Source organism: Shimia sp. MIT1388 (assembly GCF_047124445.1).
Lineage (GTDB): Bacteria > Pseudomonadota > Alphaproteobacteria > Rhodobacterales > Rhodobacteraceae > Shimia.
In genome coordinates this window covers 2260863-2286831 of record NZ_CP138921.1, presented here as the reverse complement: position 1 = coordinate 2286831, position 25969 = coordinate 2260863, and the positions used below count along the sequence as shown (strand labels likewise).

22 protein-coding genes are annotated in these 25969 nt (G+C 59.4%); 14 read left to right on the top strand and 8 right to left on the bottom strand.

Annotated features, from left to right (window positions below):
• Positions 1–22: 22 nt before the first annotated feature.
• Entirely contained in the window at positions 23–571 is a 549-nt protein-coding gene (locus tag SIB92_RS11330) for a hypothetical protein (RefSeq protein WP_412552163.1), read from the top strand.
• A gap of 236 nt (positions 572–807) precedes the next feature.
• The gene (gene rpsD, locus SIB92_RS11325; RefSeq protein ID WP_168591919.1) at positions 808–1428 is read left to right on the top strand and encodes a 30S ribosomal protein S4; all 621 of its coding nucleotides are present in this window, start codon (positions 808–810) and stop codon (positions 1426–1428) included.
• A 101-nt stretch (positions 1429–1529) separates the two neighbouring features.
• Here rpsD and argE read toward each other — a convergent pair whose 3' ends face one another.
• Genes argE through SIB92_RS11310 form a run of 3 tightly spaced genes read right to left on the bottom strand, consistent with a single transcriptional unit; the run spans position 1530 to position 5269 of the window.
• Positions 1530–2687 carry an acetylornithine deacetylase gene (gene argE / locus SIB92_RS11320; RefSeq protein WP_412552162.1) on the bottom strand — a complete coding sequence of 386 codons (1158 nt, stop codon included), beginning with the start codon at positions 2685–2687 and terminating at the stop codon, positions 1530–1532.
• A gap of 3 nt (positions 2688–2690) precedes the next feature.
• Positions 2691–3875 (bottom strand): M24 family metallopeptidase, encoded by a 1185-nt coding sequence (locus tag SIB92_RS11315; protein ID WP_412552161.1) that lies wholly within the window; start codon positions 3873–3875, stop codon positions 2691–2693.
• A 20-nt stretch (positions 3876–3895) separates the two neighbouring features.
• The gene (locus SIB92_RS11310; RefSeq protein ID WP_412552160.1) at positions 3896–5269 is read right to left on the bottom strand and encodes an aspartate aminotransferase family protein; all 1374 of its coding nucleotides are present in this window, start codon (positions 5267–5269) and stop codon (positions 3896–3898) included.
• A gap of 420 nt (positions 5270–5689) precedes the next feature.
• On the opposite strand from SIB92_RS11310, the gene SIB92_RS11305 reads away from it, so the two are divergent.
• From SIB92_RS11305 to SIB92_RS11290, 4 genes are all read left to right on the top strand, one after another.
• On the top strand, positions 5690–6046 hold the full coding sequence (locus tag SIB92_RS11305; protein WP_412552159.1) for a hypothetical protein: 357 nt from the start codon (positions 5690–5692) through the stop codon (positions 6044–6046).
• Positions 6047–6371: 325 nt separating this feature from the next.
• The gene (gene hisC / locus SIB92_RS11300) at positions 6372–7457 is read left to right on the top strand and encodes a histidinol-phosphate transaminase (RefSeq protein ID WP_412552158.1); all 1086 of its coding nucleotides are present in this window, start codon (positions 6372–6374) and stop codon (positions 7455–7457) included.
• Positions 7454–8377 carry a prephenate/arogenate dehydrogenase family protein gene (locus SIB92_RS11295; RefSeq protein ID WP_412552157.1) on the top strand — a complete coding sequence of 308 codons (924 nt, stop codon included), beginning with the start codon at positions 7454–7456 and terminating at the stop codon, positions 8375–8377. The genes hisC and SIB92_RS11295 overlap by 4 nt, the downstream gene beginning before the upstream one ends.
• A complete protein-coding gene (locus SIB92_RS11290; RefSeq protein ID WP_412552156.1) occupies positions 8374–9213 on the top strand; it encodes an extensin family protein in 840 nt (279 codons plus the stop codon). The genes SIB92_RS11295 and SIB92_RS11290 overlap by 4 nt, the downstream gene beginning before the upstream one ends.
• A gap of 9 nt (positions 9214–9222) precedes the next feature.
• Here SIB92_RS11290 and SIB92_RS11285 read toward each other — a convergent pair whose 3' ends face one another.
• Positions 9223–10221 (bottom strand): DUF2125 domain-containing protein, encoded by a 999-nt coding sequence (locus tag SIB92_RS11285; protein WP_412552155.1) that lies wholly within the window; start codon positions 10219–10221, stop codon positions 9223–9225.
• Positions 10222–10291: 70 nt separating this feature from the next.
• Between SIB92_RS11285 and SIB92_RS11280 the strand changes: the two genes are divergently transcribed.
• The 3 genes from SIB92_RS11280 (at position 10292) to SIB92_RS11270 (ending at position 14363) form a co-directional block, all read left to right on the top strand.
• Complete coding sequence (locus SIB92_RS11280; RefSeq protein WP_412552154.1) at positions 10292–10816, top strand: gamma-glutamylcyclotransferase; 525 nt, start codon at positions 10292–10294, stop codon at positions 10814–10816.
• A gap of 94 nt (positions 10817–10910) precedes the next feature.
• A complete protein-coding gene (locus SIB92_RS11275; RefSeq protein WP_412552153.1) occupies positions 10911–12143 on the top strand; it encodes a biopolymer transporter ExbB in 1233 nt (410 codons plus the stop codon).
• A gap of 3 nt (positions 12144–12146) precedes the next feature.
• Positions 12147–14363: a peptidoglycan -binding protein gene (locus tag SIB92_RS11270; protein ID WP_412552152.1), complete on the top strand. Its 2217-nt coding sequence runs from the start codon at positions 12147–12149 to the stop codon at positions 14361–14363.
• A gap of 5 nt (positions 14364–14368) precedes the next feature.
• Here the strand turns inward: SIB92_RS11270 and SIB92_RS11265 are convergent, their stop codons facing one another.
• The 3 genes from SIB92_RS11265 to gloB form a co-directional block, all read right to left on the bottom strand.
• Positions 14369–15331: a M23 family metallopeptidase gene (locus SIB92_RS11265; protein ID WP_412552151.1), complete on the bottom strand. Its 963-nt coding sequence runs from the start codon at positions 15329–15331 to the stop codon at positions 14369–14371.
• Positions 15331–17658, bottom strand: a complete 2328-nt coding sequence (gene clpA, locus SIB92_RS11260; RefSeq protein ID WP_168591612.1) for an ATP-dependent Clp protease ATP-binding subunit ClpA — start codon at positions 17656–17658, stop codon at positions 15331–15333. Before clpA ends, SIB92_RS11265 begins: the two co-directional genes overlap by 1 nt.
• A gap of 223 nt (positions 17659–17881) precedes the next feature.
• Positions 17882–18649 (bottom strand): hydroxyacylglutathione hydrolase, encoded by a 768-nt coding sequence (gene gloB / locus SIB92_RS11255; RefSeq protein WP_412552150.1) that lies wholly within the window; start codon positions 18647–18649, stop codon positions 17882–17884.
• 61 nt (positions 18650–18710) lie between these two features.
• Here gloB and SIB92_RS11250 point away from each other — a divergent pair, with 61 nt between their 5' ends.
• The gene (locus SIB92_RS11250) at positions 18711–19457 is read left to right on the top strand and encodes a methyltransferase domain-containing protein (RefSeq protein ID WP_168591614.1); all 747 of its coding nucleotides are present in this window, start codon (positions 18711–18713) and stop codon (positions 19455–19457) included.
• A gap of 8 nt (positions 19458–19465) precedes the next feature.
• Here the strand turns inward: SIB92_RS11250 and SIB92_RS11245 are convergent, their stop codons facing one another.
• Entirely contained in the window at positions 19466–21064 is a 1599-nt protein-coding gene (locus SIB92_RS11245; protein WP_412552149.1) for a hypothetical protein, read from the bottom strand.
• Between the two features lie 433 nt (positions 21065–21497).
• Between SIB92_RS11245 and SIB92_RS11240 the strand changes: the two genes are divergently transcribed.
• From SIB92_RS11240 to atpD, 4 genes are read left to right on the top strand one after another with little or no spacing between them, the layout of a single operon-like run.
• The gene (locus tag SIB92_RS11240) at positions 21498–22058 is read left to right on the top strand and encodes a F0F1 ATP synthase subunit delta (RefSeq protein WP_168591616.1); all 561 of its coding nucleotides are present in this window, start codon (positions 21498–21500) and stop codon (positions 22056–22058) included.
• Positions 22058–23596 (top strand): F0F1 ATP synthase subunit alpha, encoded by a 1539-nt coding sequence (gene atpA / locus SIB92_RS11235; protein WP_168591617.1) that lies wholly within the window; start codon positions 22058–22060, stop codon positions 23594–23596. The genes SIB92_RS11240 and atpA overlap by 1 nt, the downstream gene beginning before the upstream one ends.
• Before the next feature lie 12 nt (positions 23597–23608).
• Positions 23609–24481 (top strand): F0F1 ATP synthase subunit gamma, encoded by an 873-nt coding sequence (locus SIB92_RS11230; protein ID WP_412552148.1) that lies wholly within the window; start codon positions 23609–23611, stop codon positions 24479–24481.
• A 16-nt stretch (positions 24482–24497) separates the two neighbouring features.
• Entirely contained in the window at positions 24498–25922 is a 1425-nt protein-coding gene (atpD, locus tag SIB92_RS11225; protein WP_412552147.1) for a F0F1 ATP synthase subunit beta, read from the top strand.
• Positions 25923–25969 lie beyond the last annotated feature (47 nt).

Sequence of the window (25969 nt, the reverse complement as noted above, 5' to 3'; positions counted from 1 at the left end):
CAAAGTGGGAGTAATTGTTGTGGTGAAGCATTTTCTGGCTATTGCGCTAGCTAGCTTGATGGGGACATCTGCCAATGCGCAGGACATCCGTTGGCAATCTGAAAAGATGACGCCAGGTGCCTATGTGTCGATAAACCAATCGCAGGGTGGAATGATCCATCACGTTTATACTGGCCGCAAAGGCAAGGCGTTTGTGTTAACCAGTTATCGTGGCGCAAAACCCGGCGGCACACCGGCGTTTGAAACACACTTGGACAAAGACGGAAACTATGTGCGCTGGGTACGGCCTGACGGGTTTGAAATTCGTTATCGACCACATGATTGCACCCGTACCCTTGGGCAATGCCGCTACAAAGAGATTCATTCAGACGGAACTCGGAAACAGCGCACCCGTGTGACAGAGGCCACCAAGAAAGGGTTGTCCTTCAAGGAGTATGACGAAAACGGCACATTTCTTTTTGGTGGCAAAATGAATTTGGAAGAAGACGGTTGGGCCGGAAACGGAGCGATTGACGGCGCCCAAGGAAAGCAAAGGTTTACACTTAAGAAGCGCGGTGTCCTCGCCAATTAAGTTGCCCTGAATACGTTGCCTTGTAGAAGGAAGCTAAAGCCGTAGCTGCCAAGCGAGCTGTAGCTGATGTTGTCATCGCATTGGGATTGCCCACTCCCCGCTTGACTCCCTCAGAATCCCCCGTATAAGCGCGGCTTCATTGGTGTTGGTGGCCCTCGCAAGAGGATGCCTGTCATGTCGGCAAAATCCGGCAAGAGGACAACGCCCTTCGAAACCTGAACGAAGGAGATCAGCAGATGACAAAAAGAACTGCTGCCAAGTACAAAATTGACCGCCGGATGGGCGAAAACATCTGGGGTCGTCCAAAATCCCCAGTAAACCGTCGTGACTATGGCCCAGGCCAGCACGGTCAGCGCCGCAAAGGCAAACTGTCCGACTTCGGTACTCAGCTGCGCGCTAAGCAGAAGCTGAAAGGCTACTACGGCGACCTGACCGAGAAGCAGTTCCGTCGCATCTACGGCGAAGCTGAGCGTGTAAAAGGCGACACCGGTGAAAACCTGATCGGTCTGCTGGAGCGCCGTCTGGACGCTGTTGTTTACCGCGCCAAGTTTGTTCCAACCGTGTTTGCTGCACGTCAGTTTGTGAACCACGGCCACGTTCTGGTGAACGGCAAGCGCGTGAACATCGCGTCTTACCGCGTCAAAGAAGGCGACGTGATCGAAGTACGTGAGAAGTCCAAGCAGCTCGCAGTTCTGCTGGAAGCGGTTCAGCTGAACGAGCGCGACGTGCCTGACTACATCGACGCTGACCACAACAAAATGACCGCAACCTTCGTGCGCACCCCAGGCCTGTCCGACGTGCCATACCCGGTTGTTATGGAACCAAACCTGGTCGTGGAATTCTACGCGAAGAACTAATCTTCGCCGACCTAGGTTACAGAATACGAAGAGGGCCGCGAGTGGATCGCGGCCCTTTTTGTTTGTGCGGGTTTTGGAAGTTGCTGCGGCGCTGGGCGGGTTTAGGCTTTTGCCAGCGTGTCGCCGAGCTTTTCCAGCAGCTTGAGGCAATCGGCCAGCTGATCCAGCGCGATGAATTCGTCGGCTTTGTGGGCCTGCTCGATGGAGCCGGGACCGCAGACCACCACATCCATGCCCATCGACTGAAACAGGCCTGCTTCGGTGCCAAAAGGCACAAGGTCCGCGCCATTGGCGCCGGTGAGTTCCATCAGCAGTTTGCGGGCTTCGTTGTCGTCTTCCGGGATGAGGCCTGCGACCTCGCCCACCACCTCAGTGTCGATCTGTGCATCGGGGTAGACTTTGCGCATGGCGGGCAGGAGCTCGTCTTCGCAGTAGGCTTTCAGGGCCTCTTTTACAAAGGTGGCGTCGCTGGCTTGCACCGGGCGCATTTCCCAATCCACCTGCGCCTTGGGCGCGATGACGTTGTGCACGCTGCCGCCGTGGATGGCGCCGACGTTCACGGTGGTCCAGGGCGGCTCAAAGCGGCTGGTTTCTGGCGCCATGGTGGTGAGCTTGGCTTTCAGTTCCAAAAGGCGGGAGACATAGCGCGCGGCGTATTCCACCGCGTTTACACCCAAGTCGGGCGCGGAGCCGTGGCCTTCTAACCCCTGAAAGCGGGTGCTGTACTCATGGCAGCCTTTGTGGCCTTCGATGATGCGCATGGAGGTCGGCTCGCCGATGATGGCCAGCCGGGGTTTGATGTTGCGCTCTTTGAGGGCTTCGACCAGATGGCCTGCGCCAATGCAGCCGGTCTCCTCGTCATAGGTGAAGGCAAAATGCACCGGCGTGTCGGTGACACGCTGGGCAAAGTGGGGTGCCATGGCGACGGTGGCGGCGATGAAGCCTTTCATGTCGCAGGTGCCGCGCCCGTAAAGACGCCCGTCGCGCTCCTCCATGACAAAGGGATCGCTGGTCCAGTCCTGATCGGTGACCGGCACCACATCGCTGTGACCGGAGAGTACAATGCCGCCGTCGACTTCGGGGCCGAGGGTGGCAAAGAGGTTGGCCTTTTTGTGGGTCTCGTCGTGGAAGATCTCCACCTTGGCACCGCAGTCTTTGAGACGTGCGGCGAGGTAGGAGATCATGTCGAGGTTGCTGTCGACCGAGACCGTTGGGAAGGCGATCAGGTCGGAGAGGATCTGTTTGGTGGTCTCCAGCATGGGTCAGCCTTTGACGATGAGCTTGCGCTCCAGATCACAGAGCGGCTCTGCGGCGCCCTCTTCGCGGATCAGGATGGTTTCGGTGGTCTCCAGCCCCCAGCTGTCCATCCAGAGGGCGGGCATGAAGTGGAAGACCATACCGGGTTGCAGCACGGTTTCATCCTCAGTGCGGATCGAGGCGGTGCGCTCGCCCCAATCGGGCGGGTAGCTGAGGCCAATGGGGTAGCCCATGCGGCCGGAGCGTTCGATGCCGTGTTTGGCCAGCACATCCATAAAGGCATTGGCGATGTCGCAGGTGCGGTTGCCCGCGCGGGCGGCTTCCAGACCGGCGGCGATGCCTTCGAGCTGGGCCGCCTCAGTGCGCAGCATGTCATCGGACGGTGTGCCGAGGAAAACGGTGCGGCTGATTGGGGCGTGGTAGCGGCGGTAGCAGCCTGAAAGTTCAAAGAAGGTGGCTTCGCCCTCGCGCATTGGCGTGCCGTCCCAGGTGAGGTGGGCGGCGGTGGCGTCCAGACCGGAGGGTGTGAGCGGCACGATGGCGGGGTAGTCGCCCCAATCGTCGCCGATGCCCTCAATGCCGGCCTTCATGATGTCGGCCACCACATCGTTTTTGCGCACCCCAGGGGCGGCGCGGTCGATGGCGGTCAACATGACCTTTTCAGTGATGCGGGCGGCTTTGCGGATGAAGTCCACCTCGACATCGGATTTCACCAGACGCTGCCAGTTCACCAGTGCGGTGGCGTCCACCAGCGTGGCCTCGGGCAGTTCTTCGGTGAGGACGGCATGGGCTTTGGCGGAGTAGTAGTAGTTCTCCATTTCCACGCCAATCCGCGCGGCCGTGAAGCCGCGCGTTTTGAGCTGTTCTGCGAGGTCCTGCATTGGATGCACGACCGTGGATTGCACAAAATGATCGCCGTAGCCGAGGATATTGGCGTGATCCATCCAGCAGGTGCGGCGGCCGCCCATCATGTCCATGTAGCGGCCCCACCAGATGGGTTCGCCTTCCATGGTCACAATCACACCCTGGTGGACGTAAAACGACCAGCCATCATATCCGGTCAACCAGGCCTGGTTGGACGGGTCGGTTACAAACAGCGCGTCCAGACCCGCTTCTGCCATGGCGGCACGGGTGTTGGAGAGGCGGCGCTGATATTCAGCGGTGCTGAAAGGGGCTTTGGATTGAGTCATCTTGTGCTCCTTTTGGGGTCTTACGGCAGGACGGAGGCGACGGCGCGCACGGTGGCGGCAACCACCAAATCGGCTTCTTCGCGAGTCAGGCAGAACGGTGGGGCAAAGCCCAGAATGTCGCCCTGTGGCATGGCGCGGGCAATCACATTGTCCTGCTCCAGAAGTTTGGCGGCAATCTGAGGGCCAATCTTGTCGGCTGCGTCAAAGAAGGTGCGGCTGTCTTTGTCAGCGACAAATTCCACGGCACACATCATGCCTTCGCCACGGACGTCGCCCACGTTGGCGTGTGCGCCGAGGGCTTCAGACATGGTTTTGTTGAAGTACGCGCCCACGGTGCCAGCGTTTTCTACGAGGTTGAGCTCGTCGATCAGCTTGAGGTTGGCCACACCTGCGGCGGCGCCAATCGGGTGGGCGGAGTAGGTCCAGCCATGGCCGATCGGGCCGTTTTCGTCGGTGCCTTGTTCCAGCACAGACCACATTTTGTCGGAGACAATCGAGCCAGAGAGCGGTGCGTAGGCGGAGGTTAGGCCTTTGGCGATGGTGATCAGGTCTGGCTTCAGACCGTAGTGGTCAGAACCAAACATCGAGCCAAGGCGACCAAATCCGGTGACAACTTCGTCGGCCACCAGCAGGATGTCGTGCTTGTCCAGAACCGCTTGAATTGCGGGCCAATAACCAGCAGGCGGCGGCACAATGCCACCGGTGCCCAGAACTGGTTCACCGATAAAGGCGGCGATGGTGTCGGCGCCTTCGCGGGCAATGGTCTCTTCCAGCGCGGCAACACAGTGGGCGACAAACTGCTCTTCAGACTGGCTCTGATCTTCGCGGCGGAAGTAATAAGGCGCTTCTGTGTGCACCACCTGTGCCAGCGGCAGGTCAAACTTGTTGTGGAACAGTTCCAGGCCGGTCAGGGAGCCTGTCATCAGGCCTGAGCCGTGGTAGCCACGCCAGCGGGAGATGATCTTCTTCTTCTCGGGGCGACCTAGGATGTTGTTGTAGTACCAGATCAGTTTGATGTTGGTTTCATTGGCGTCTGAGCCAGAGAGGCCGAAGTAGACCTTGGACATATGGTCGGGGGCGCGGTCGAGCACCATTTTGGCCAAAGTGATGGAGGCTTCGGTGCCGTGACCCACGTAGGAGTGGTAATAGGCCAGCTCTTTTGCTTGGTCCGAAATCGCATCGGCAATGTCGCTGCGGCCGTAGCCAACGTTGACGCAGTAGAGACCGGCAAAGGCGTCGAGCAGGCGGTTGCCGTCGCGGTCTTCGATGTGGCAGCCGGTGCCGCCGGTGATCACGCGGTGGGGGACGTTGCCGCGGGCAAATTCAGCCAAATGTGTGGACGGGTGGAAGAAGTTTTCACGATCCCATTGTTCAAGTTTGTCGTTATGCAGCATGGCAAAACCCTCGTGCTTGTGGCGGCGCGCCGCCTAAAAAAGTTACATGAAGGGAGCCAAGTGCACGCGCGAGACCGGCTTAGGTCTCTTTTGAGCAGAGTGGCTCCGCTCACCCAGGCAGCAGCGCGCAATGCCTTTATTGCCAGGGTTCGTGACTCGGTTTGAGCATATTTGATCAAACAAAAGCAATATGGATAATTTGTGGGGTGGCAAAAAAATGCGAATACCTCCGCGTTTTGGAGGCCGATCAGGTGCAAATTGTCCAGCGCTATTGGGTTAAGAAAGTCAGAATTTTATCAGCAATTTTAGCGGTTTGGTTGTCTGCACGTTAAAAAGATGGCAAGGTTTTTGAACCTCGCGCACGGCGGCTTTAGGGGGCGGCTCCGTTCACACGGGTAAGTGCAAGAAGGAGACATCGCTATGGTAGAAGCGGTAGGCATATTAGGAGAGACCACAGGGTGGTCCGGATTGAGCGCAACGCAGAACGCGATGTTGCACGCAGCGCTGGCGAAATACGCCGGGCAGCCGGTGCAGGAGCCCAAAGAGGCGCCAAAGTCTGAAAAAGTGGAGCCGGTGCAGGAAGCCGCGCGCAGCCAGTTGCAAGGCCATGAGCCGCAGCGGCAGAAGACAATGGATGGCGCGGTGATGAGCGCGATCCGCTCGGCGGTGGCGTCTTATCAGACCTCTGGTGGCAACGACTTTGCGCAGGTGCTGCGCAGCAAGTTGGATGCGGCGGGCATTGATAGCTCCAAATCCGTGGTGGATTACTACGCATAAGACAGATGCCTTGCGGGCCTGTTATGCGGACCTGACGCAGGCAAGGTCGCAGTGCGCCTTTGGTGCGCTGGAGGAGCGCAGCCATGTGGGCTGCGTGGTGCGAGGCGCTGCCTCGCGCTCCGGGATATTTTTGGCAAGAAGAAGCGGGGCGTGCCAGGCATGCCGCCGACGGTGCGCTTGGGTGTAGGGTGGACATTTTGTCTACGTGACGCCCGTTTGCAACAGCCTGAGGGGTTTTGTTGAGGCAATTCCCCGCGTCACCGGCTTCCTGTCTTTCCAAGCCTCGGGTGCCTCGCTAAACAGCAGGCAACGAGGGAGTAACGTGATGTCACGAATTGAGCCGCAGCCCGGTGTCATGGATATTGAGTTGTATGTGGGCGGCAGCGCGTCAGTGGACGGCGTCAAAGACGTTGTGAAACTGTCGTCAAACGAAAACCCGATGGGATGCAGTGACGCGGTCACCGACATGCATGCCAAAACGGGGTTAAACCTGCATCGCTATCCCAACACCGACCACGCCGAGCTGCGCGCCGCGATTGCCGAGGTGCACGGGTTGGACGCCAACCGCATCATCTGTGGTGTGGGCAGTGACGAAGTCTTGCAGTTCATCACCCAGGCCTATGCCGGTGTGGGCGACGAGATTGTGTACCCTGAACACGGCTTCTCCATGTACCCGATCCTCGCCAAGATGGTAGGCGCAACGCCGGTTGTGGCAAGAGAGCGCGAGCGGGTTGTGGATGTGGATGCCCTGCTGGCGGCCTGCACCGAGAAAACCAAAATTGTGTTTCTGGCCAACCCGGCCAACCCAACCGGCACCATGATTGGTGGCAATGATCTGGCACGTTTGGCCGATGGTTTGCCAGAGGGCTGTATTCTTGTGCATGATGGCGCCTACACAGAGTATGTGCAGGGGTTTGACGGGGGCGCGAGCTTGGTGGAAGCGCGGGACAACGTGGTGATGACGCGGACCTTCTCCAAGATCTATGGTCTTGGCGGGTTGCGTGTCGGCTGGGGCTATGCGCCTCAGGCGATCATCGATGTGCTCAACCGGGTGCGTCAGCCGTTTAACCTGAATGACATCCAGATGAAGCTGGCGATGGCTGCTGTGCGCGACCAGGAATGGGTCGCAAAGTGCCGGGCGGACAACACACGTTTGCGGGCTTGGCTGGCAGAGGCGCTGATGGAGCACGGTGTGCCGTCTGACACCTCTTGCACCAACTTCATTCTGGCGCGGTTTGCCGATCAGGCGGAAGCAGAAGCCTGCGATGACTATCTGAAATCCCAAGGGCTGATTGTGCGGCGTGTGGCGGGCTATGGCCTGCCAAATTGTCTGCGGATCACCGTAGGGGATGAGCCAAGCTGTCGTCGGGTGGCGCATGCGATTGGCCAGTTCAAGGACGGCGCGCGATGAGCACACCGGTCTACAACCGCGTTGCGCTGATTGGGTTGGGGTTGATTGCCTCCTCGATGTTCTGGGCGATCAAGCGCGGTGGACTGGCCGGCGAAGTGACCGGGTTTGCCAAATCGGAAGCCTCTCGGGAAACGGCGCGGCGCATTGGCCTGTGTGATCGGGTCTGTGACAGCGCGGCAGAGGCTGTGGCGGACGCAGACCTGGTGGTGCTCTGTGTGCCGGTGGGCGCGATGGGGCCGGTGGCCAAGGAGATTGCGCCACATCTGAAAGCAGGCGCGACTGTGACCGATGTGGGCTCCGTGAAACGCGATGTGATCGAGGCGGTTGGACCGCATTTGCCAGACGGCGTGCATTTTGTGCCGGCGCACCCTTTGGCGGGGACAGAGCATTCCGGGCCGGAGAGCGGGTTTGCCGAGTTGTTTGACAACCGTTGGTGCCTGTTGGTGCCGGTGGAAGGCAGCGATGCGGAGGCGGTGGCGCAGCTGCGCGCGCTCTGGGAAGGCATGGGCGCCAATGTGGATGAGATGGATGCGGACCACCACGATCTGGTGCTGGCTGTGACCAGCCACACACCCCACCTGATTGCTTACACGATGGTCGGTGTCGCCGACGATCTGCGCCGTGTGACGGATAGCGAAGTGATCAAATATTCGGCGGCGGGATTCCGGGATTTCACCCGGATTGCGGCGTCTGATCCAACCATGTGGCGAGATGTGTTTTTGACCAACAAAGACGCCACGCTGGAGATTTTGGGGCGCTTCACCGAAGAGTTGTTTGCGCTGCAACGGGCGATCCGCACCGGCGATGGTGAACATTTGCATCAGTATTTTACCCGCACGCGCGAAATTCGTCGTGGGATCATTGAGGCAGGGCAGGATACGGCCGCGCCGAACTTTGGCCGTGAGGCGCCCAAGACGTGAAGCGCGCGGCGGCATATCTGGCGCTGATCGCAACCTTTGGCACCGGTGCCTTGAGTGCGGTGCAGGCCAATGCGCCGGAGCGCAGTTTGCGGCCGGTCTTGCGGGTTGTGTATCCGGTGGCTTTGCCAAGCTTTGCACCAGATCGATCCTTGCGGCCTATGCTGCGACCTGGTTCCAATGCGTCGACGGTGACACGCGTGGCGGCTGTTGCTCCCGCTGCGGCGGCCACCTCGGCGGCCATCGAGACGGCCGACCCGGAGCCGGTGCGTGTGACACGCGCAGAGCGCAAAGCGCGTAAGGCAGCGGGCATTGGCAAAGTCTGTCGCAACAAGCGCCTGATTGGCAAAGAGGTGCCGCCGGTGCCTGGCAAGCTGCGCGGCTGTGGCATCAAAAAGGGCGCGATCAAGCTTTACGAAGTGGATGGCGTGAAACTGTCTACCCCGGCGGTGATGACCTGTGACACAGCCAAGGCGCTGGAGAAATGGGTCGACAAGGGACTCAAGAAATCCGTGCGCAGCTTTGGTGGCGGTGCAAAAGAGATCAAAGTGGCGGCGGGGTATTCCTGTCGTACGCGCAACAACCGCCCCGGTGCCAAGATCAGTGAGCATGGCAAAGGCAAGGCGATTGATATCTCTGCCATCAGGCTCAAAAACGGCGAGAGTATTTCGGTCCTGAAAGACTGGAACAACGGCAAAAAGGGCCGCATTCTGAAGAAGATGCACAAACAGGCCTGTGGGCCGTTTGGCACGGTGCTTGGCCCGAATGCGGACCGTTATCACCGAGATCACTTCCACTTTGACACCGCGAAACATCGCGGCGGTGCCTACTGTCGATAAGCTACCCGCCTAGCGCAGAAAAATCCGCGGGGCCGGGCCGATGGGCAGCGGGCCAAGCTTGGTGGCACCGTTTGCAAAGGTGAGCGGAATGTCGAGTTCGTTCGCGTTGCCAGACAGTTGGGCGATGAAGCCGAGGGCCTGCTCCACTGTATCAATCACCGACGCCGGAATTTGGCCGGAGTGGCGGGCGACGTTGAGAATATCGCGCCAGTTAACCGCACGAATGGTGACCTCGCCGGTCGGAAAGCCGGAATTGTCGATGGTGACCTGACCCGCAGCGTGCAGTTGTAGGTCACCCCAGATGATTTCCGCCAGTGTGAGATCAAGCGTCGTTGGTTGGGGCCGGGACTGTTCGATGGCTGTGCGGTCCCAAGGGCGGTCAAAACTGGCAGTCAGATCAGCGCGGAAGCTGGAGAAGTTGCGCGGCAGGTCAATGCCGTCGGGCAGGGCAAAGCCTGCGGGCGGTGTGAGCGAGTCAGCTTTGAAGGCGAGGCGATAGGTGGTGGCGTCACTTTCGTCGCGGTGCATGGCAAGGTTCACCGCGCTGGCCGCCATTTGCCAGTCGGCACTGGAACTGATGCCAAGGCTTTCGATGGCGACATTGGTGCGGTTGAGTGTGAGATCGGTGCCGGGATCAAGCACAAGCGAGGCGCGCATGTCACCGGTGGTCACCGTGAGCTTTTCGCCGGGAATGGCGAGGGTTTGGCTGTCTGGCCAGACCGCAATCACGTGGTGGGGGCGGTATGTGAGTGCATGCATGTTGAAAAACGGCGCATCCCAAGCGACGCCGGTTTGCGGGTCCGCTAGCGTGAGGTTTTCAAAGGTGCTGTCCAACCGGCTGGGGAGGCCGGAGACCGAGAGATCATCATATTCTGCGACCCAGCCTTCGGCGCGACGGTCCTCGAACCAGTCTGGCAATGCAGAAGAGAGCGCCATGTAGCCAAACAGCCAGAAGCCGGACCAGCCAAACGCGGCCAGAACGATCAGTCGAAACAGCAATTTCATCATGGCTTGGGCCTTTCTCACAGAGTCGGTTTGGTGTTTAACGGCGCAAAGCCAGCAGGACCAGAGGCAGACTATGTGGGTATTTGGATACGGATCGCTTTTGTGGAACCCCGGATTTGAGGTGGCAGAACAGGCGGTGGCGCGGTTGGACGGCTGGCACCGGAGTTTCTGTATGCGTTCGATCCACCATCGCGGCACGGTTGAAGCGCCTGGGTTGGTTTTGGCCTTGGATGCCGAAGTGGGCGCGCATTGTCAGGGGCTGGCGCTGAAAGTCGCCGAGGGGCATGAGGCGCGCACGTTGGACTACCTGCGGGAGCGGGAATTGGTGAGTTCGGCTTATCTGGAAGAAACCCTCCCGTTGACCCTGCGCGACGGGCGTGATGTGGAGGCGGTGACCTATGTGATTGACCCTGATCACGCGCAGTATTGCCACCTGTCACTAGATGAGCAGGCGCGGATTATCTCCACCGCCGTGGGCGGGCGTGGGCCTAACACAGAATATCTGCACAACACGGCCAGCCATCTTTTTGAACTGGGCATAGAAGATGCGGATCTGAAGTGGCTGTCTCAAGAAGTGCGCAGATTGACCGCTGCGTAAGCGTCGCCAAGGCAGGTGCGGTGAAATTCCTTGGCAGCGCAGGGACATGGCAGTAGGGTGAGCACTGAAAAACAAAGCGTCAGGACCCATCTGAATGGATCAGCCGGACCGTACCGTCGAGCCGAAATTCTCTAAGCCCACCTTCCAGATTCTGCAGATGCTGGTCGTCTTGGGGCTTGTGACTGCTGTGGGCTATGTTGCCCTGCCGCAGGTTTTGCCGGTGTTCACCGCAAACCCGGAGCTGAATGGCTTCATCTTTTTTGTGTTTGTGCTGGGTGTGGCAGCGACCTTTGGTCAGGTGCTGTCCCTGTTCCGGTCCGTGCGTTGGATCGAAGGTTTTGCGGGGTTGCGTGAAGGGCATGACGCCAACTCGCCGCCGACTCTTTTGGCGCCGCTGGCGAGCCTGCTGCGTGAGCGCGGGGCGCATGGGCAGATTTCCTCCACGTCGGCGAGTTCGATTTTGGATTCTGTGGCCACACGGGTGGACGAAGGCCGCGAGATCACGCGCTACATCGTAAACTTGCTGATCTTCCTTGGTCTTCTGGGCACCTTCTACGGCCTGGCAACCACGGTGCCAGCGGTGGTGGACACCATTAAGAGCCTTGATTTGGGCTCGGGTGAGTCCAGCATCGACGTGGTGAGCCGCCTGATGGACGGATTGGAAAGCCAGTTGGGCGGCATGGGCGTGGCCTTTGCGTCATCCCTGTTGGGGCTCGCCGGCTCGCTGGTGGTGGGCCTGTTGGAGTTGTTTGCCAGCCACGGGCAGAACCGGTTTTACCGTGAGTTGGAAGAATGGCTGAGCTCGATCACGCGGGTGGGTTTCTCCACTGGCGAAGGTGAGGGTGGCGATATTTCGGTGCTGGGCGCGGCGTTTGAGCATATGTCCGGACAGTTGGAACAGTTGCGCCAGACCATGGTGGCTGGAGGGACTGCGCAGGGTGGTGGTGACACGGCAGCCTTGTCGGAAGCCATGCACCGTATGGCCGATCGGCTAGACGCACAGGACACAGCAACGCAGGCACTGTTGCGCATTGCCGAGGGGCAGGAGCGTTTGATTGCGCAGCTGTCTGATGGCGGCGGACTGGACGGGGGTATGGATGCGGAGAGCCGGATGCGGCTGCGCTCTATTGACGTACAGATGCTGCGCATTCTGGAAGAGATTTCTGCCGGTCGTCAGGAAAGCATGACCGAGCTGCGCACCGAGTTGAATGGCATCGCCCGCGCGCTGCGCCGGATTGGCAAAGCAGCGGAAGGCGAGAGCGCTGGCCCTGTCACCAAGGTGCAATTGAAACGCCCACCAGCGCCTAAGGGCGGCAGGGAGGGCTAAGCCATGGCCCTGTCCCGACGCACCGGACAACGGTTCCAAGCCAGCATTTGGCCCGGGTTTGTGGACGCCATGACCGGGCTATTGCTGGTTCTGATGTTTGTTTTGACGATCTTTATGATCGTGCAGTTTGTACTGTCAGAGACCATCACCGAAAAAGACACCGAGTTGAATGCACTGCAATCCGAGGTGGCGGCCTTGGCGGACGCCTTGGGGTTGGAGCGCACGCGCACTCGGGAGCTTGAAACCGAGATTGGCGGGCTGACAGCCACCTTGGGGGATCGCGATACGCAGTTGCGTGAGCAAGATGCGCTTATCTCGGCCTTGACGGCGACGCGAGATGCACAGGCGGCGGCCTTGGATGCGGCGCGGGCGCAGATCACCAGCTTTGAGGCGCAGGTGGCAACCTTGTTGGCGCAGCGGGATGACGCGCGGGCCGATATTGCCGCGCTGGAAGGCGAACGTGACACGCTGATTGATGAGCGCGAGGCGTTGAACCTGGCGTTGGCACAAGCGCGTAGCGAGATTGATGCGGGCGCGGAGGCGGCGCGTCTGGCGGCGGCGGAAGCTGACGCGATGCAGGCGTTGATTGACAGCCTGCAGACCGAGGTGGCCGAAGGGCAGTTGCAGGTTGATGCGCTGACGGCCAAGGCCGATCAGTTGGACAAAGCGTTGACCGAAGAAGAGCAGCGGCGTCTGTTGGAGGCGGCGGCGGCAGAAGAGCTTCGCAAGCGGCTTGAAAACGCGGATGCGGAGCTGACGGCGATGACGCTGGCGCTTGAGGCGCAGCGCAAGGAGGCCGAGGATACGCTGACCTTGTTGGCGGCGGCGGAGGCGGCGCGGGATGATCTGGACCTGAAGCTGGCGGCGGCGCTCGTTGAAGGGCAGAACGTGGATGCGGATTTGGCTGACACCGTGCTGAAACTGGCGACGGTAGAGACCGAGCTTGAGACCCGCGAAGGCGAGCTGGCCTCGGTCAAGGCAGAGCTGGCGGCGGCACTGCTGGGGCTTGAAGAAAACCGGCGCACGGTGAGCGAGTTGCAGAGCCAGTTGGTGGCCGAAGTGGCTGCGCGGGCAACGGCGGAGGCACAGGTCGGTGAGCGGCGGTCCGATTTGCAGGAGCTTGAAGCGCAGCTAACGAAAGCTTTGGCGGCCAAGTTGGCGGCGGAGACCGAGGGGGCTGAAGCGGCGGCGAAGGCGGACGGTCTGGCGCTGCAAGTGGCGGATCTGGAAGAGCAGCTTGCGGCGGCGGTTGCGGCGCAGGTTGAGGCGGCAGAGGGCGGTTCGTCCCTGCGGGAACGTCTGGCCACGGCTTTGGCGGCGAAACTCGCGGCGGAGCAGAAGTTGCGCGACACGCTGAATGTGGAAGAGGAACTGGCCAAGGCGCTGGCGGCGCAGAAGGCGGCGGAGAATGCGCAGGCAGAGGCTCTGACCGAAGCGGAGCGGCGGGATGCGTTGCTGGCTGAGGCCAATAAGGCGCTGTCAGAAGAAGAGGCCAAATCGGCCGAGAGCCTGCGCCAGATTGCAGCGCTGAACCAGCAAATCGCGGCGCTGCGCAATCAGTTGGGACAACTGCAGACCATTCTGGACGATTACGCGGAGCGCGATGCTGCGTCGCAGGTGCAGCTGGAGGCGTTGGGCTCGGACCTGAACGCGGCGCTTGCACGGGCGGCGGCAGAAGAGCGCAAACGGCGGCTGTTGGAAGAGGCGGAGCGCATCCGGCTGGAGCAGGAAAAGATCGCGCTGGAAAACCAGACCAAAGACTTGGAGCAATACCGGTCTGAATTCTTTGGGCAGTTGCGAAGTCTGCTGGGCGCGCAAGAAGGGGTGCGCATTGTTGGCGACCGCTTTGTGTTCTCCTCTGAAGTGCTGTTCCCGCCTGGAGGGGCGGACCTGTCGTTTGAAGGGCAGGCGGAAGTCGCCAAGGTGGCGGGCATCCTGCAGAGCGTGATTGACGACATTCCGAGCAATATTGATTGGATCTTGCGGGTGGATGGCCACACGGATGACGTGCCGATTTACGGCGGAGCTTTTGCGGACAACTGGGAGCTGAGCCAGGCGCGGGCATTGTCAGTGGTGCGCTATATGATCGACGTGCTGGGCCTGCCACCCGCGCGGCTCTCGGCCAATGGGTTTGGTCAGTATCAGCCGGTTGATCCCGCCGATACTGCAGAGGCGCGGGCGCGCAACCGCCGGATCGAGCTTAAGTTCACCGAGAAATAGGCGCTTTATTCGACTGTCAGGGTGATGGTCTGATGGTCGAGTTGGGCGCCATCGCGGGTGATGGTGACTTCGCCGTGGTAGGTTCCTTTGGGCCAGCCGCCCATGGGCGTGCGTTTGCCGCCAGCGCGGAAGTACTGCGCCTGTGCTTTCTCCATCACCGTGGTGTGGTCAAACACTTTGCCTTGCGGGCCGGTTATTGAAAGTCGCATTTCGTCGTTGGGCAGGCTGCCAAAGGCGTAGCCAAACAACACCATGGCCTTGGCTTGTGCCGGCATGCGGTCGCGGCCTGCCATGCCGGATTTTACGGAGGCAAACTTGGGTACCCCGACTTCAAAGCCCGCGCGGATTAGCCCGCCGCCAACATAGGAAATGTCGCTCTCCCACAGCGTGTCGTAACTCTCGCCGCAGACGCCTAAACGGTCTGGCGCAAAGGGGTCCACTACGCGGTTGCCGTCGCGGATGGAGATGTGCAGGTGCGGGAATTGCGTGCGGCCGGAGAGCCCGATTTGCCCAAGCACCTGTCCTCGGGTGATCGTGTCACCTTGGGAGACCGACACAGAGCCCTGTTTCATATGGCAATACTGGCTGACCCAGCCGTTGCCGTGGTCGATGGAGACGCCATTGCCGCAGTCTTTGCCGTTGAGTTTGGGGATGTCTTCGGGGGCGATGATCTTGTCGACCATGCCGTCGCGGGCGCCCAGCACAACGCCATCGGCTGCCGCCAAGACGTTCACACCAACGTCCATCGCGTCGGTGGAGGGCAGGGCAAAGTCGGTGCCTTTGTGGCCATCATAGGAGAGCGGGCCGCAGGTGTGGTCGAAGTAGCCGTCACCTTCGTTGTGGTCGACATAGTTCTGAATGAAGCAGGTTTCACCCAACTCGCAGTCCACCGGCATCGAAAACGTTGGCGCGCCCGCAGCCGGGAAAGCTGCGAGCGCGCCGATCAGTACGAAGCTCTGTTTGAGCATCAGTCCGCCGTCAGAAGCGGTGGCTTGTCGCCGGTGATGCGTGGGTTGTCCGGGCCAGCCAGATCCAGCTCCAGATTGCCGTTTTTGACCTTCACCTTGACCACGCCACCTTTCGCAAGCTTGCCAAACAGTAGCTCTTCGGCGAGCGGCTTTTTGATGTGCTCCTGGATCACCCGGCCAAGCGGGCGGGCGCCCATCTTGTCGTCGTAACCCTTGTCTGCGAGCCACTGTGCGGCTTTTGGTGTCAGCTCGATGGTCACGTTGCGATCCATCAGCTGCGCCTCAAGCTGCAGCACAAACTTCTCGACCACGCGCAGGATGACTTCTTTGGGCAGAGGCGCAAAGGAGATCACCGCGTCCAGACGGTTGCGGAATTCCGGCGTGAACGTGCGCTCAATCGCGGCGGTGTCTTCACCCTCGCGGCGGTCGCGTCCAAAGCCAATCGCGGCTTTCGCTTGCTCGGACGCACCCGCGTTGGAGGTCATGATCAGAACCACGTTGCGGAAGCTCACGGTGCGGCCGTTGTGATCGGTCAGCTCGCCGTTGTCCATCACCTGCAACAGGATGTTGTAGACGTCTGGGTGGGCTTTCTCCATCTCGTCAAGCAGCAGCACACAGTGCGGATGCTGATCCACGCCGTCGGTGAGCAGACCGCCTTGGTCAAATCCGACGTAGCCGGGAGGGGCACCGATCAGGCGGGAGACAGCGTGCTTCTCCATGTACTCAGACATGTCAAAGCGCAGAAGTTCCACACCCAGCGTGTCCGCCAGCTGTTTCGCCACCTCGGTTTTGCCCACACCGGTTGGACCGGCGAAGAGGTAGTTGCCGATGGGCTTCTCAGGCTCGCGCAGACCGGCACGGGCCAGTTTGATGGCGGAGCTGAGCGACTCGATGGCGTTGTCCTGACCAAACACCACGCGCTTGAGGGATTTTTCCAGATCCTTGAGCACCTCGGCGTCGTCTTTGGAGACGCTTTTTGGCGGGATGCGCGCGATTTTGGCCACAACGGCCTCAATCTCTTTCACACCAATGGTTTTGCGGCGCTTGGAAGCGGCCACGAGATGCTGCGCGGCGCCAGCTTCGTCGATTACGTCGATGGCTTTGTCCGGCAGTTTGCGGTCGTTGATGTAGCGCGCGGAGAGCTCCACGGCGGTTTTGATCGCATCGGCGGTGTATTTCACGCTGTGATGCTCTTCAAAATACTCTTTCAGACCTTTGAGGATCTTGATGCTGTCCGGCACGGTAGGCTCGTTCACGTCGATTTTCTGGAAACGACGGGACAGGGCGCGGTCTTTCTCAAAGTGTTGGCGGAACTCTTTGTAAGTCGTGGAACCCATGGTGCGCAGCTTGCCGCCCTGAAGTGCAGGTTTCAGCAAGTTGGACGCGTCCATCGCGCCGCCGGAAGTGGCGCCGGCGCCAATCACGGTGTGGATTTCATCGATGAACAGAACTGCATCCGGATGATCTTCCAACTCGGTCACCACGGCTTTCAGGCGTTCTTCGAAATCACCACGATAACGGGTGCCAGCAAGCAGTGCGCCCATGTCGAGCGAATAGATGGTTGTCTGGCTCAGAACCTCAGGGATTTCGCCCTGAACAATCTTACGGGCCAGACCTTCGGCAATGGCGGTTTTGCCCACGCCCGGATCACCCACCAAAAGCGGGTTGTTCTTGCGGCGTCGGCAGAGGACCTGGATACAACGCTCGACCTCGTGATCGCGACCGATCAGTGGGTCCACGTCGCCTTTGTTGGCTTTCACGTTCAGATCAACGCAGTATTTGGCCAGCGCGCTTTCTTTGCCATCGCCGCCGTCGGCGGTGCCTTCGATGCGTTGTTCTTGCTCATCGTCCGCGCCGCTCACAGGGCGGGCCTCGCCAAAGGCCGGGTCTTTCGCCACGCCGTGCGCGATGAAGTTCACCGCGTCATACCGGGTCATGTCCTGTTCTTGCAGGAAGTAGGCGGCGTTGGATTCCCGTTCGGCAAAGATCGCAACCAGCACATTGGCACCGGTCACTTCGGTGCGGCCGGAGCTTTGAACGTGGATCGCGGCGCGTTGGATCACGCGCTGGAACGCAGCCGTTGGCACGGCTTCGGAGCCTTCGATGTCGGTGACCAGGTTGGACAGGTCATCGTCAATGAAGTCTTCAAGGTCCTTGCGTAATTCGTCGATGTTCACGCCACAAGCCTGCATCACGCGCAGGGCATCGGGCTCATCCAGCAGCGACAGGAGCAAGTGCTCCAGCGTGGCAAACTCATGCTTGCGCTGGTTGGCCTGCGCGAGCGCGGCGTGGATGGCTTGTTCTAGTGAGTTCGAAAATGACGGCACGGTGTGACTGCTCCCTCCGGGTTTCGATGAAGGCGGGTGGGCCTGCCTTCACCATAGGGTCTTATGGTTAAAGTTTGGTCGATTGACGGCGGTCTTCAAGGACTTTCTGCAAAATTTGATACAGATTTCGCTCTATTCAGCCTCTGGTTGGGTCACTCTCTCGTGAGCCGCCGTCCCGTTGGGCAAGTGTGTAAAGGGTTTACGCCCGCCTGAAGGTGTCGGATTAAAAGTTGTCTTTGCGTTTGCGGACTTCGGTGAAGACGTCCACGGGCGCGGCCCCTACCATGCCGAGGGCCTTTTGCAAGGCGGGATCTGCGCTGCGGAGGAACGGGTTGGTTTGTTTTTCCAAACCCAGATTAGACGGCACGGTGGCGATGCCTTTGGCGCGCATGTCGGAGGTATCGGCGATGCGTTGCGCCACGGCGGCGTTGTCTTCCCCGAGGGATGCGGCGAAGGTGCAGTTGGAGGCGGTGTATTCGTGGCCGGAGCAGACAGTGGTGGCGTCCGGTAGCGCGGCGAGCTTGCTGAGGCTGTCAAACATTTGCGCCGGGCTGCCTTCAAACAGGCGACCACAGCCCATGGCCATCAGGCTGTCGCCGGTAAAGACGGCGGCGGTGTCGGGGAAGTGGAAAGCTATGTGGCCCACTGTGTGGCCGGACACGTTAAGGATAGAGACGGTTTCGCCGGCAAAGTCGAAAGTCTCGCCCTCACTGACAGCCAGGTCGAGCGCGGGCAGCCGGTGCGCATCTGCTTTGGCGCCAATCACTTTGGCGGGATGGGCGGCAAGGATGTCGGGCAGGCCGTCAACGTGGTCCCAATGGTGGTGGGTCAACAAGACGTAGCTGAGTGTCCAGCCGCGCGCCTTGAGCTCTTCCAGAATGGGACCGGGCTCAGGCGCATCGACAAGGGCGGTGGCGCCGGAGGCGGCATCATGGATGAGAAACGCGTAGTTGTCGGACAGGCAAGGAATGGTGACAATCTGATGGGGCATGGAAATCCGCCTCTGCATTGTTATGTTAGCTCTAGATTTGCCGATCGGGGAGCCGGGTGCAATGCATCTTGATGTGCAGGATCTTCGAAACTTCTACTACCGCAGCACCTTGGGGCGCGCGGCCCAGAAAGCTGTGCGTGACGAGATCCTGGAGCTTTGGCCTGTTGCCGAGGCCAAAGGACAAACCGTGGCCGGGTTTGGCTTTGCCGTGCCGCTATTGCGGCCCTATTTGCCAGAAGCGCGGCGGGTGATCGGCCTGATGCCGGGGCCGCAGGGCGTGATGCCTTGGCCTGCCGGGATGGCGAATGTGTCGGTGCTCTGTGAAGAAACGCTTTGGCCGCTGGACACCGGGCGCGTGGACCGGCTGGTGCTGATGCACGGGTTGGAAACCAGCGAGCGGCCCAGTGATGTGTTGGCCGAGGCACATCGGGTGCTTGGGCCTGGGGGGCGAGCGCTGTTTGTGGTGCCGCATCGCACAGGCATGTGGTCTAGCAGTGATAAGACGCCATTTGGCTTTGGCCGCCCGTATTCGGCAGGCCAGTTGGAAACGCAGCTGCGTCAGCATGGGTTTATGCCGGAGCGCCATCGCGCGACCCTGTATCAGCCGCCGAGCCACAAGCGGTTTTGGAGAAAGACTGGCGCGCTTTGGGAAAGCATTGGCAAAACCGTCTCGCCGGTGATGGCGGGCGGGGTGCTGATTGTGGAGGCGAGCAAGCGTGTGCACGCGCCAACGGGACCAGGCGTGTCAGCGCGCGTGAAAAAACCATTGAGTGTGTTGAACCCCAAGCCGGAGGTGGCTCCTGCCTAGGGCAAGACTTATGCGGCGCGCAGGATTTCCAGGCGCGGATCTTCCTCTGCGATGCCAACGCCGGTGTCAAAATCCTCTTCCATGATCTTGAGGACACAGACGTTGCCCACAAAGATCTCGGAATAGGCCACCTCAAAGCCGTTGCTGTAGGTGTGGTTCACCACATCCACGTCACCTTCCATATCCGCTGGGATGTTGATGGTCAGGTGGTTGCCGGTGAGCTGTTTGAGCACGGCTGGACCTTGCTCCATGGCGTTTTCATGCAGGTTCAAGACCAGCGTATCATTGCCTTCGCCACCTTCGACATAGTGGCCCATGCCAAAGGTGATGGTGTCGTCGCCATTACCACCGATCAGCGCGGTGTCGTTGTTTTGCACGAGATCAGCGGTCAGCACGTCATCGCCTTCGCCACCAAACAGCTGCGTGACGCCGTCATTGGCTTCGGTGACCTCGATGCTGTCATTGCCTTCTCCGCCGTAGACCAGATGGGAGCCATCGGTGATCTCAACACTGTCATCGCCGTCTTTCAGAACCGTGGCGGAATTCTCGCTGAGCGTCAGGTCGTCAGCGTCATCGCTGCCTTCCGTTGGCGTCAGGCCAAAGACGCGGTGGGAGTCAGCGTCGCCAGTGTCCGTTTCATTGTGCTGGCTGTCCGGATCAAACATGCTGGTCAGTTGCACATCGCTGGTGTCAAACTCCGTAAGCCCTTCCAGACGGACCGTGCGGGTTTCGACGTTGTCTTCGTTTAGCGGGTTGGTCCAGCTAAAGTGTACATCGACATAGCCGCCGTCCGGATCTTCGGTGGTGGTGACCTCGGGTGTTGGCAGTTCGTCCACGTCGTCAAAGCTTGGCTTGGCGCCGATGTCGAGCAGCAGCATGTCTTCGTCAGGGTCGAAGTCCGTGATGGTGGCGATGATCTGGTTGTCCTCTTCGTCGCCGTCGCGGATTGCTGTCGCGCTGTCGATGTCAAAGGCGTAGACGTCTGCGCCTTCGCCGCCGGTCAGGATGTGGGACACGGTTTCTTCGGGCATGCCGGTCAGCGGTTTCATAATGAAGGTGTCGTCGCCGTCACCGCCGTCTGCGGTTGCCGCGCCGTCGTCAGCCGAGTTGTTGTGCTTCAGGAAAAAGGTGTCGTCCCCGTCACCGCCAAAGCCGGAGGCCGCGTCGGAGATATGCATGTAGTCTTCGCCGTCGCCGCCAAAGCCCTCGGCCTCACCGCCCAGGGTGAAGACGTCGTTGCCTTCGCCGCCAAGGATCATGCCGTCGCCAAAGGATTTCAGAGTGTCGTCGCCTGCGCCGGCGTCGATGTTTTCTTCGCCGCGAGCGTAGAGCGTGTCGCTGTCCTCTGTGCCATAGAGGGTGGGGCCGTCCAGTTGTGCCGCGTCATCTGAGAGCTCAGGGTCTTCCAGCGTTTCGGTGTCGCCGGTTTCCGGTGTGCCCAGCATCTCCACCAGATTGGCGGCCTGCTGTGCTTCGGATTGCATCTCGTCGGTTTCGGAATCGGTGTTGTCCCGGACCGGATCTTCGCCCACTTCGTCCTCACCCACGTCGACAAAAGCGGTGGCTGCGCCGAGGCCCAGCAACGACAATAGAATTAATGGTCCCATAATGTCCCCACACTTAGAATCAGGTCCTAGACCCCCACCGCTTCATAAGGGCCGATGAGCATTGAGAATGTGTTGACGAAGGGCGGTTTGGACGGGACAAAGCGGTGGTTGATGGGCTTGAAGTAGGAAAAATTGTCTCTACGTCAGGTTTTTGTCAGGTTCATTTTGCAGCCGGGATTCGAGAAAAACGGATGTTTGGGAAACACTTTTTGACCCAGAGTTAACAGGCAAAGGGTCGCACTTGCCGCAACCCCTTTAAAAATAGGGGTTTCCCGCGCAACGCGAATACAGCAAACAATGTTGCTAGCTGAGCAAGCCTCTGCTACACCCGCGACGGATTTTAACGCCTCGTTAGTCCCGAGGTAATGAAACGTCCTTGCGCGATGCATACAATTGTATGCCGAACGTGAGGCCAGCAAGCGGAAGGGTGGACGTGTCCGAACCAGCTTCGATCTCCTCCGGCATTGCAGAACGCTATGCCGCCGCGGTCTTTGAGATCGCACAAGAGAACAATGCGCTGAGCGAATTGGAAACCAGCATCGACGGTCTGGGCGCGGCACTTGCCGACAGCCCTGAGCTTGTTGATCTGATCAATTCGCCGCTGATCAGCCGCGAAGAGCAAGGTGCTGCGATTTCCGCAGTGGCAAAGAAAATGGGTGTGCAGGACGTTCTCGTAAACGTACTGGGCTTGATGGCTGAAAAACGCCGCCTGTTTGTTCTGCCACAGCTGATCGAGCAACTGCAGGCAATGATTGCCGAGAACAAAGGCGAAGTGACTGCTGATGTCACCACCGCCAAAGCTTTGACCAAAACCCAGAGCGACAAGCTGGCGAAAACGCTGGCAGCACGCGTGGGCAAAGACGTCAAAATCAACGCGACCGTCGACGAGAGCCTCGTGGGCGGTCTTGTAGTTAAAGTGGGCTCGAAGATGATCGACACGTCGATCCGCTCCAAGCTTGCTTCCCTCCAGAATGCAATGAAAGAGGTCGGATAATGGGTATCCAAGCAGCCGAAATCTCTGCGATCCTTAAGGAGCAGATTAAAAACTTTGGCCAAGAGGCCGAAGTGGCCGAAGTCGGCCGTGTGCTTTCCGTCGGTGACGGTATTGCGCGCGTCTACGGTCTGGACAACGTTCAAGCCGGTGAGATGGTTGAATTCCCTGGTGGTATTCAAGGCATGGCGCTGAACCTTGAGAACGACAACGTTGGTGTCGTTATCTTCGGTTCTGACCGTGACATCAAAGAAGGCGATACTGTAAAGCGCACCAACTCCATCGTGGACGTGCCAATCGGTGAAGGCCTGCTGGGCCGCGTTGTTGATGGTCTGGGCAACCCGCTGGACGGCAAAGGTCCAATCAAAGCGGACAAGCGCGGCGTTGCAGACGTCAAAGCGCCTGGCATCATCCCACGTAAATCCGTTCACGAGCCAATGGCGACCGGCCTGAAGTCCGTTGACGCGATGATCCCAATCGGCCGTGGCCAGCGTGAGCTGATCATTGGCGACCGTCAGACTGGTAAGTCTGCCGTGGCTCTGGACGCGATCCTGAACCAGAAGTCTTACAACGAAGCCGCTGGCGACGACGAAAGCAAGAAGCTGTACTGCGTGTACGTTGCTGTTGGTCAGAAGCGTTCGACCGTTGCACAGCTGGTGAAGAAGTTGGAAGAGTCCGGCGCAATGGAATACTCCATTGTTGTCGCAGCGACCGCTTCCGAGCCTGCGCCTCTGCAGTTCCTCGCGCCTTACGCCGCGACCGCGATGGCAGAATACTTCCGTGACAACGGCAAGCACGCACTGATCATCTATGATGACCTGTCCAAGCAAGCTGTTGCTTACCGTCAAATGTCCCTGCTGCTGCGCCGCCCACCAGGCCGTGAAGCGTACCCAGGTGACGTTTTCTACCTCCACTCCCGTCTGCTTGAGCGTTCCGCGAAGCTGAACGAGGACTTCGGTGCTGGCTCGCTGACCGCGCTGCCAATCATTGAAACCCAAGGTGGCGACGTTTCCGCGTTTATTCCAACCAACGTGATCTCCATCACCGACGGTCAGATCTTCCTGGAAACCGAACTGTTCTACCAAGGTATCCGTCCTGCTGTGAACACCGGTCTGTCGGTTTCCCGTGTAGGCTCCTCGGCGCAAACCAAAGCGATGTCTTCGGTTGCTGGTCCGGTTAAGCTGTCTCTGGCTCAGTACCGCGAAATGGCTGCGTTTGCGCAGTTTGGTTCCGACCTTGACGCCGCAACCCAGCAGCTGCTGAACCGTGGTGCACGTCTGACCGAGCTGATGAAACAGCCGCAGTACTCCCCGCTGACCAACGCGGAAATCGTCTGCGTGATCTTCGCAGGTGTGAACGGCTACCTCGACAAAATCGAGCTGAGCGACGTTGCACGCTTCGAAGAAGGTCTGTTGAACTTCCTGCGCAGCCAGAAGGCCGACCTGTTGGCATGGATCACCGACGAAGATCCTAAGATCAAAGGTGACGCCGCAGACAAAGTGAAAGCCGCGCTGGACGAATTCGCAGCTGACTTTTCATAAGGGGTTCGGACAATGCCTAGTCTGAAGGACCTAAAAAACCGGATCGAGAGTGTGAAAAACACTCGTAAGATCACAAAAGCCATGCAGATGGTTGCCGCGGCGAAACTTCGCCGCGCGCAGGAAGCTGCTGAGCAGTCGCGCCCTTACACAGAACGGTTTAACGCCGTTCTGTCTGGGCTCGCGGCCTCGGTTGGCGGCTCCGAATCTGCACCGAAGCTGCTTGCGGGCACCGGAAGCGATCAGACCCACCTGTTGGTGGTGATGACCGCGGAACGTGGTCTGTGTGGCGGTTTCAACGCAAACATCGCTAAGTTGGCACGTGCGAAGGCTGAGGAACTGAAAGCCGCAGGCAAAACCGTCAAGGTTCTGACTGTTGGCAAGAAGGGCCGTGACGCCATCAAACGTGATTTGGGTGATGACTTTGTAGGCCACGTTGACCTGACTGAGGTCAAGCGCGTGGGTTACGATGACGCTCAGGGCATTGCCCGCGACATTCTCGTACGCTTTGACGCGGGTGAGTTTGACGTGGCCACGATCTTCTACGCGAAGTTCGTGAACGTTGTGAGCCAGATCCCAACCGAACAGCAGATCATCCCAGCTTCGTTTGAGGCAGAAGAGGATGGCGCAAGCACTCTGTATGACTACGAGCCCAGCGAAGAGGCCATTTTGGCTGACCTGCTGCCGCGCGGCGTCGCTACACAGATCTTTGCAGCGCTGCTGGAAAACGGTGCCTCCGAGCAGGGCGCGCGGATGTCCGCAATGGACAACGCAACCCGCAACGCAGGCGACATGATCGACAAGCTGACCATCGAGTTTAACCGCTCGCGTCAGGCTGTGATCACCAACGAGCTTATTGAAATCATCTCGGGCGCTGAAGCGCTCTAAGAACCGGAGACGAAACATGGCAAACGCAAAAGGTAAGGTGACTCAGGTCATCGGCGCTGTTGTCGACGTGCAGTTCGACGACTCTCTGCCGGAGATCCTGAACGCACTGAACACCGAAAACAATGGTAAGAAACTGGTTCTGGAAGTTGCCCAGCACCTTGGTGAAAACACCGTTCGTACCATCGCAATGGACGCGACCGAAGGTCTGGTTCGTGGCGCCGCAGTGGAAGACACTGGCGCTCCGATCTCGATCCCGGTTGGTAACGCGACCCTCGGTCGTATTCTGAACGTGGTTGGTGAGCCAATCGACGAAAAAGGCCCAGTGGCTGCGGAAGAAACCCGCGCCATCCACCAGCCAGCGCCTGAGTTCGCTGAGCAGGCGACTGAGTCCGAAATCCTGGTGACCGGTATTAAGGTTATCGACCTTCTCGCGCCTTACTCCAAAGGTGGTAAGATTGGTCTGTTCGGCGGCGCCGGCGTGGGTAAAACCGTTCTGATCATGGAACTGATCAACAACATCGCAAAAGTGCACTCCGGTTACTCGGTGTTCGCGGGTGTTGGTGAGCGGACCCGTGAAGGTAACGACCTGTACTGGGAAATGATCGAATCCAACGTTATTAAGCCAGACAACCTCGAAGAGTCCCAAGTGGCTCTGGTTTACGGCCAGATGAACGAGCCTCCCGGTGCGCGTGCCCGTGTTGCTCTGACCGGTCTGACCCTGGCGGAACAGTTCCGTGACCAATCCGGTACCGACGTTCTGTTCTTCGTGGACAACATCTTCCGCTTTACCCAAGCGGGTTCCGAGGTGTCTGCGCTTCTGGGTCGTATCCCATCCGCGGTGGGTTACCAGCCAACCCTGGCAACCGACATGGGCGCGATGCAGGAACGCATTACATCCACAAAGTCCGGCTCGATCACTTCGATCCAGGCTGTGTATGTTCCAGCGGACGACCTTACCGACCCTGCACCAGCAACCACCTTTGCGCACTTGGATGCGACCACGGTTCTGAACCGTGCGATCTCCGAGCTCGGCATCTACCCAGCGGTTGACCCACTGGACTCCTCTTCCCGTCTGATGGATCCGTCCGTTGTTGGTGAAGAACACTACCAGGTGGCCTTCGACGTTCAGGGTATCCTCCAGCGCTACAAGTCGCTGCAGGACATCATCGCCATCCTCGGCATGGACGAACTGTCTGAAGAAGATAAGCTGACCGTTGCGCGTGCGCGTAAGATCCAGCGTTTCCTCTCCCAGCCGTTCGACGTTGCGAAGGTCTTCACCGGTTCTGACGGTGTTCAGGTGCCTCTGGAAGACACCATCTCTTCGTTCAAAGCCGTTGTGGCTGGCGAATACGACCACCTGCCTGAGGCAGCCTTCTACATGGTTGGCGGCATCGAGGAAGTGATCGCAAAAGCCGAAAAGATGGCTGCTGAAGCGGCTTAAGCGTTGTCGATTTGAAATGACTCGCCTGGCGCACACTGAAATCACAG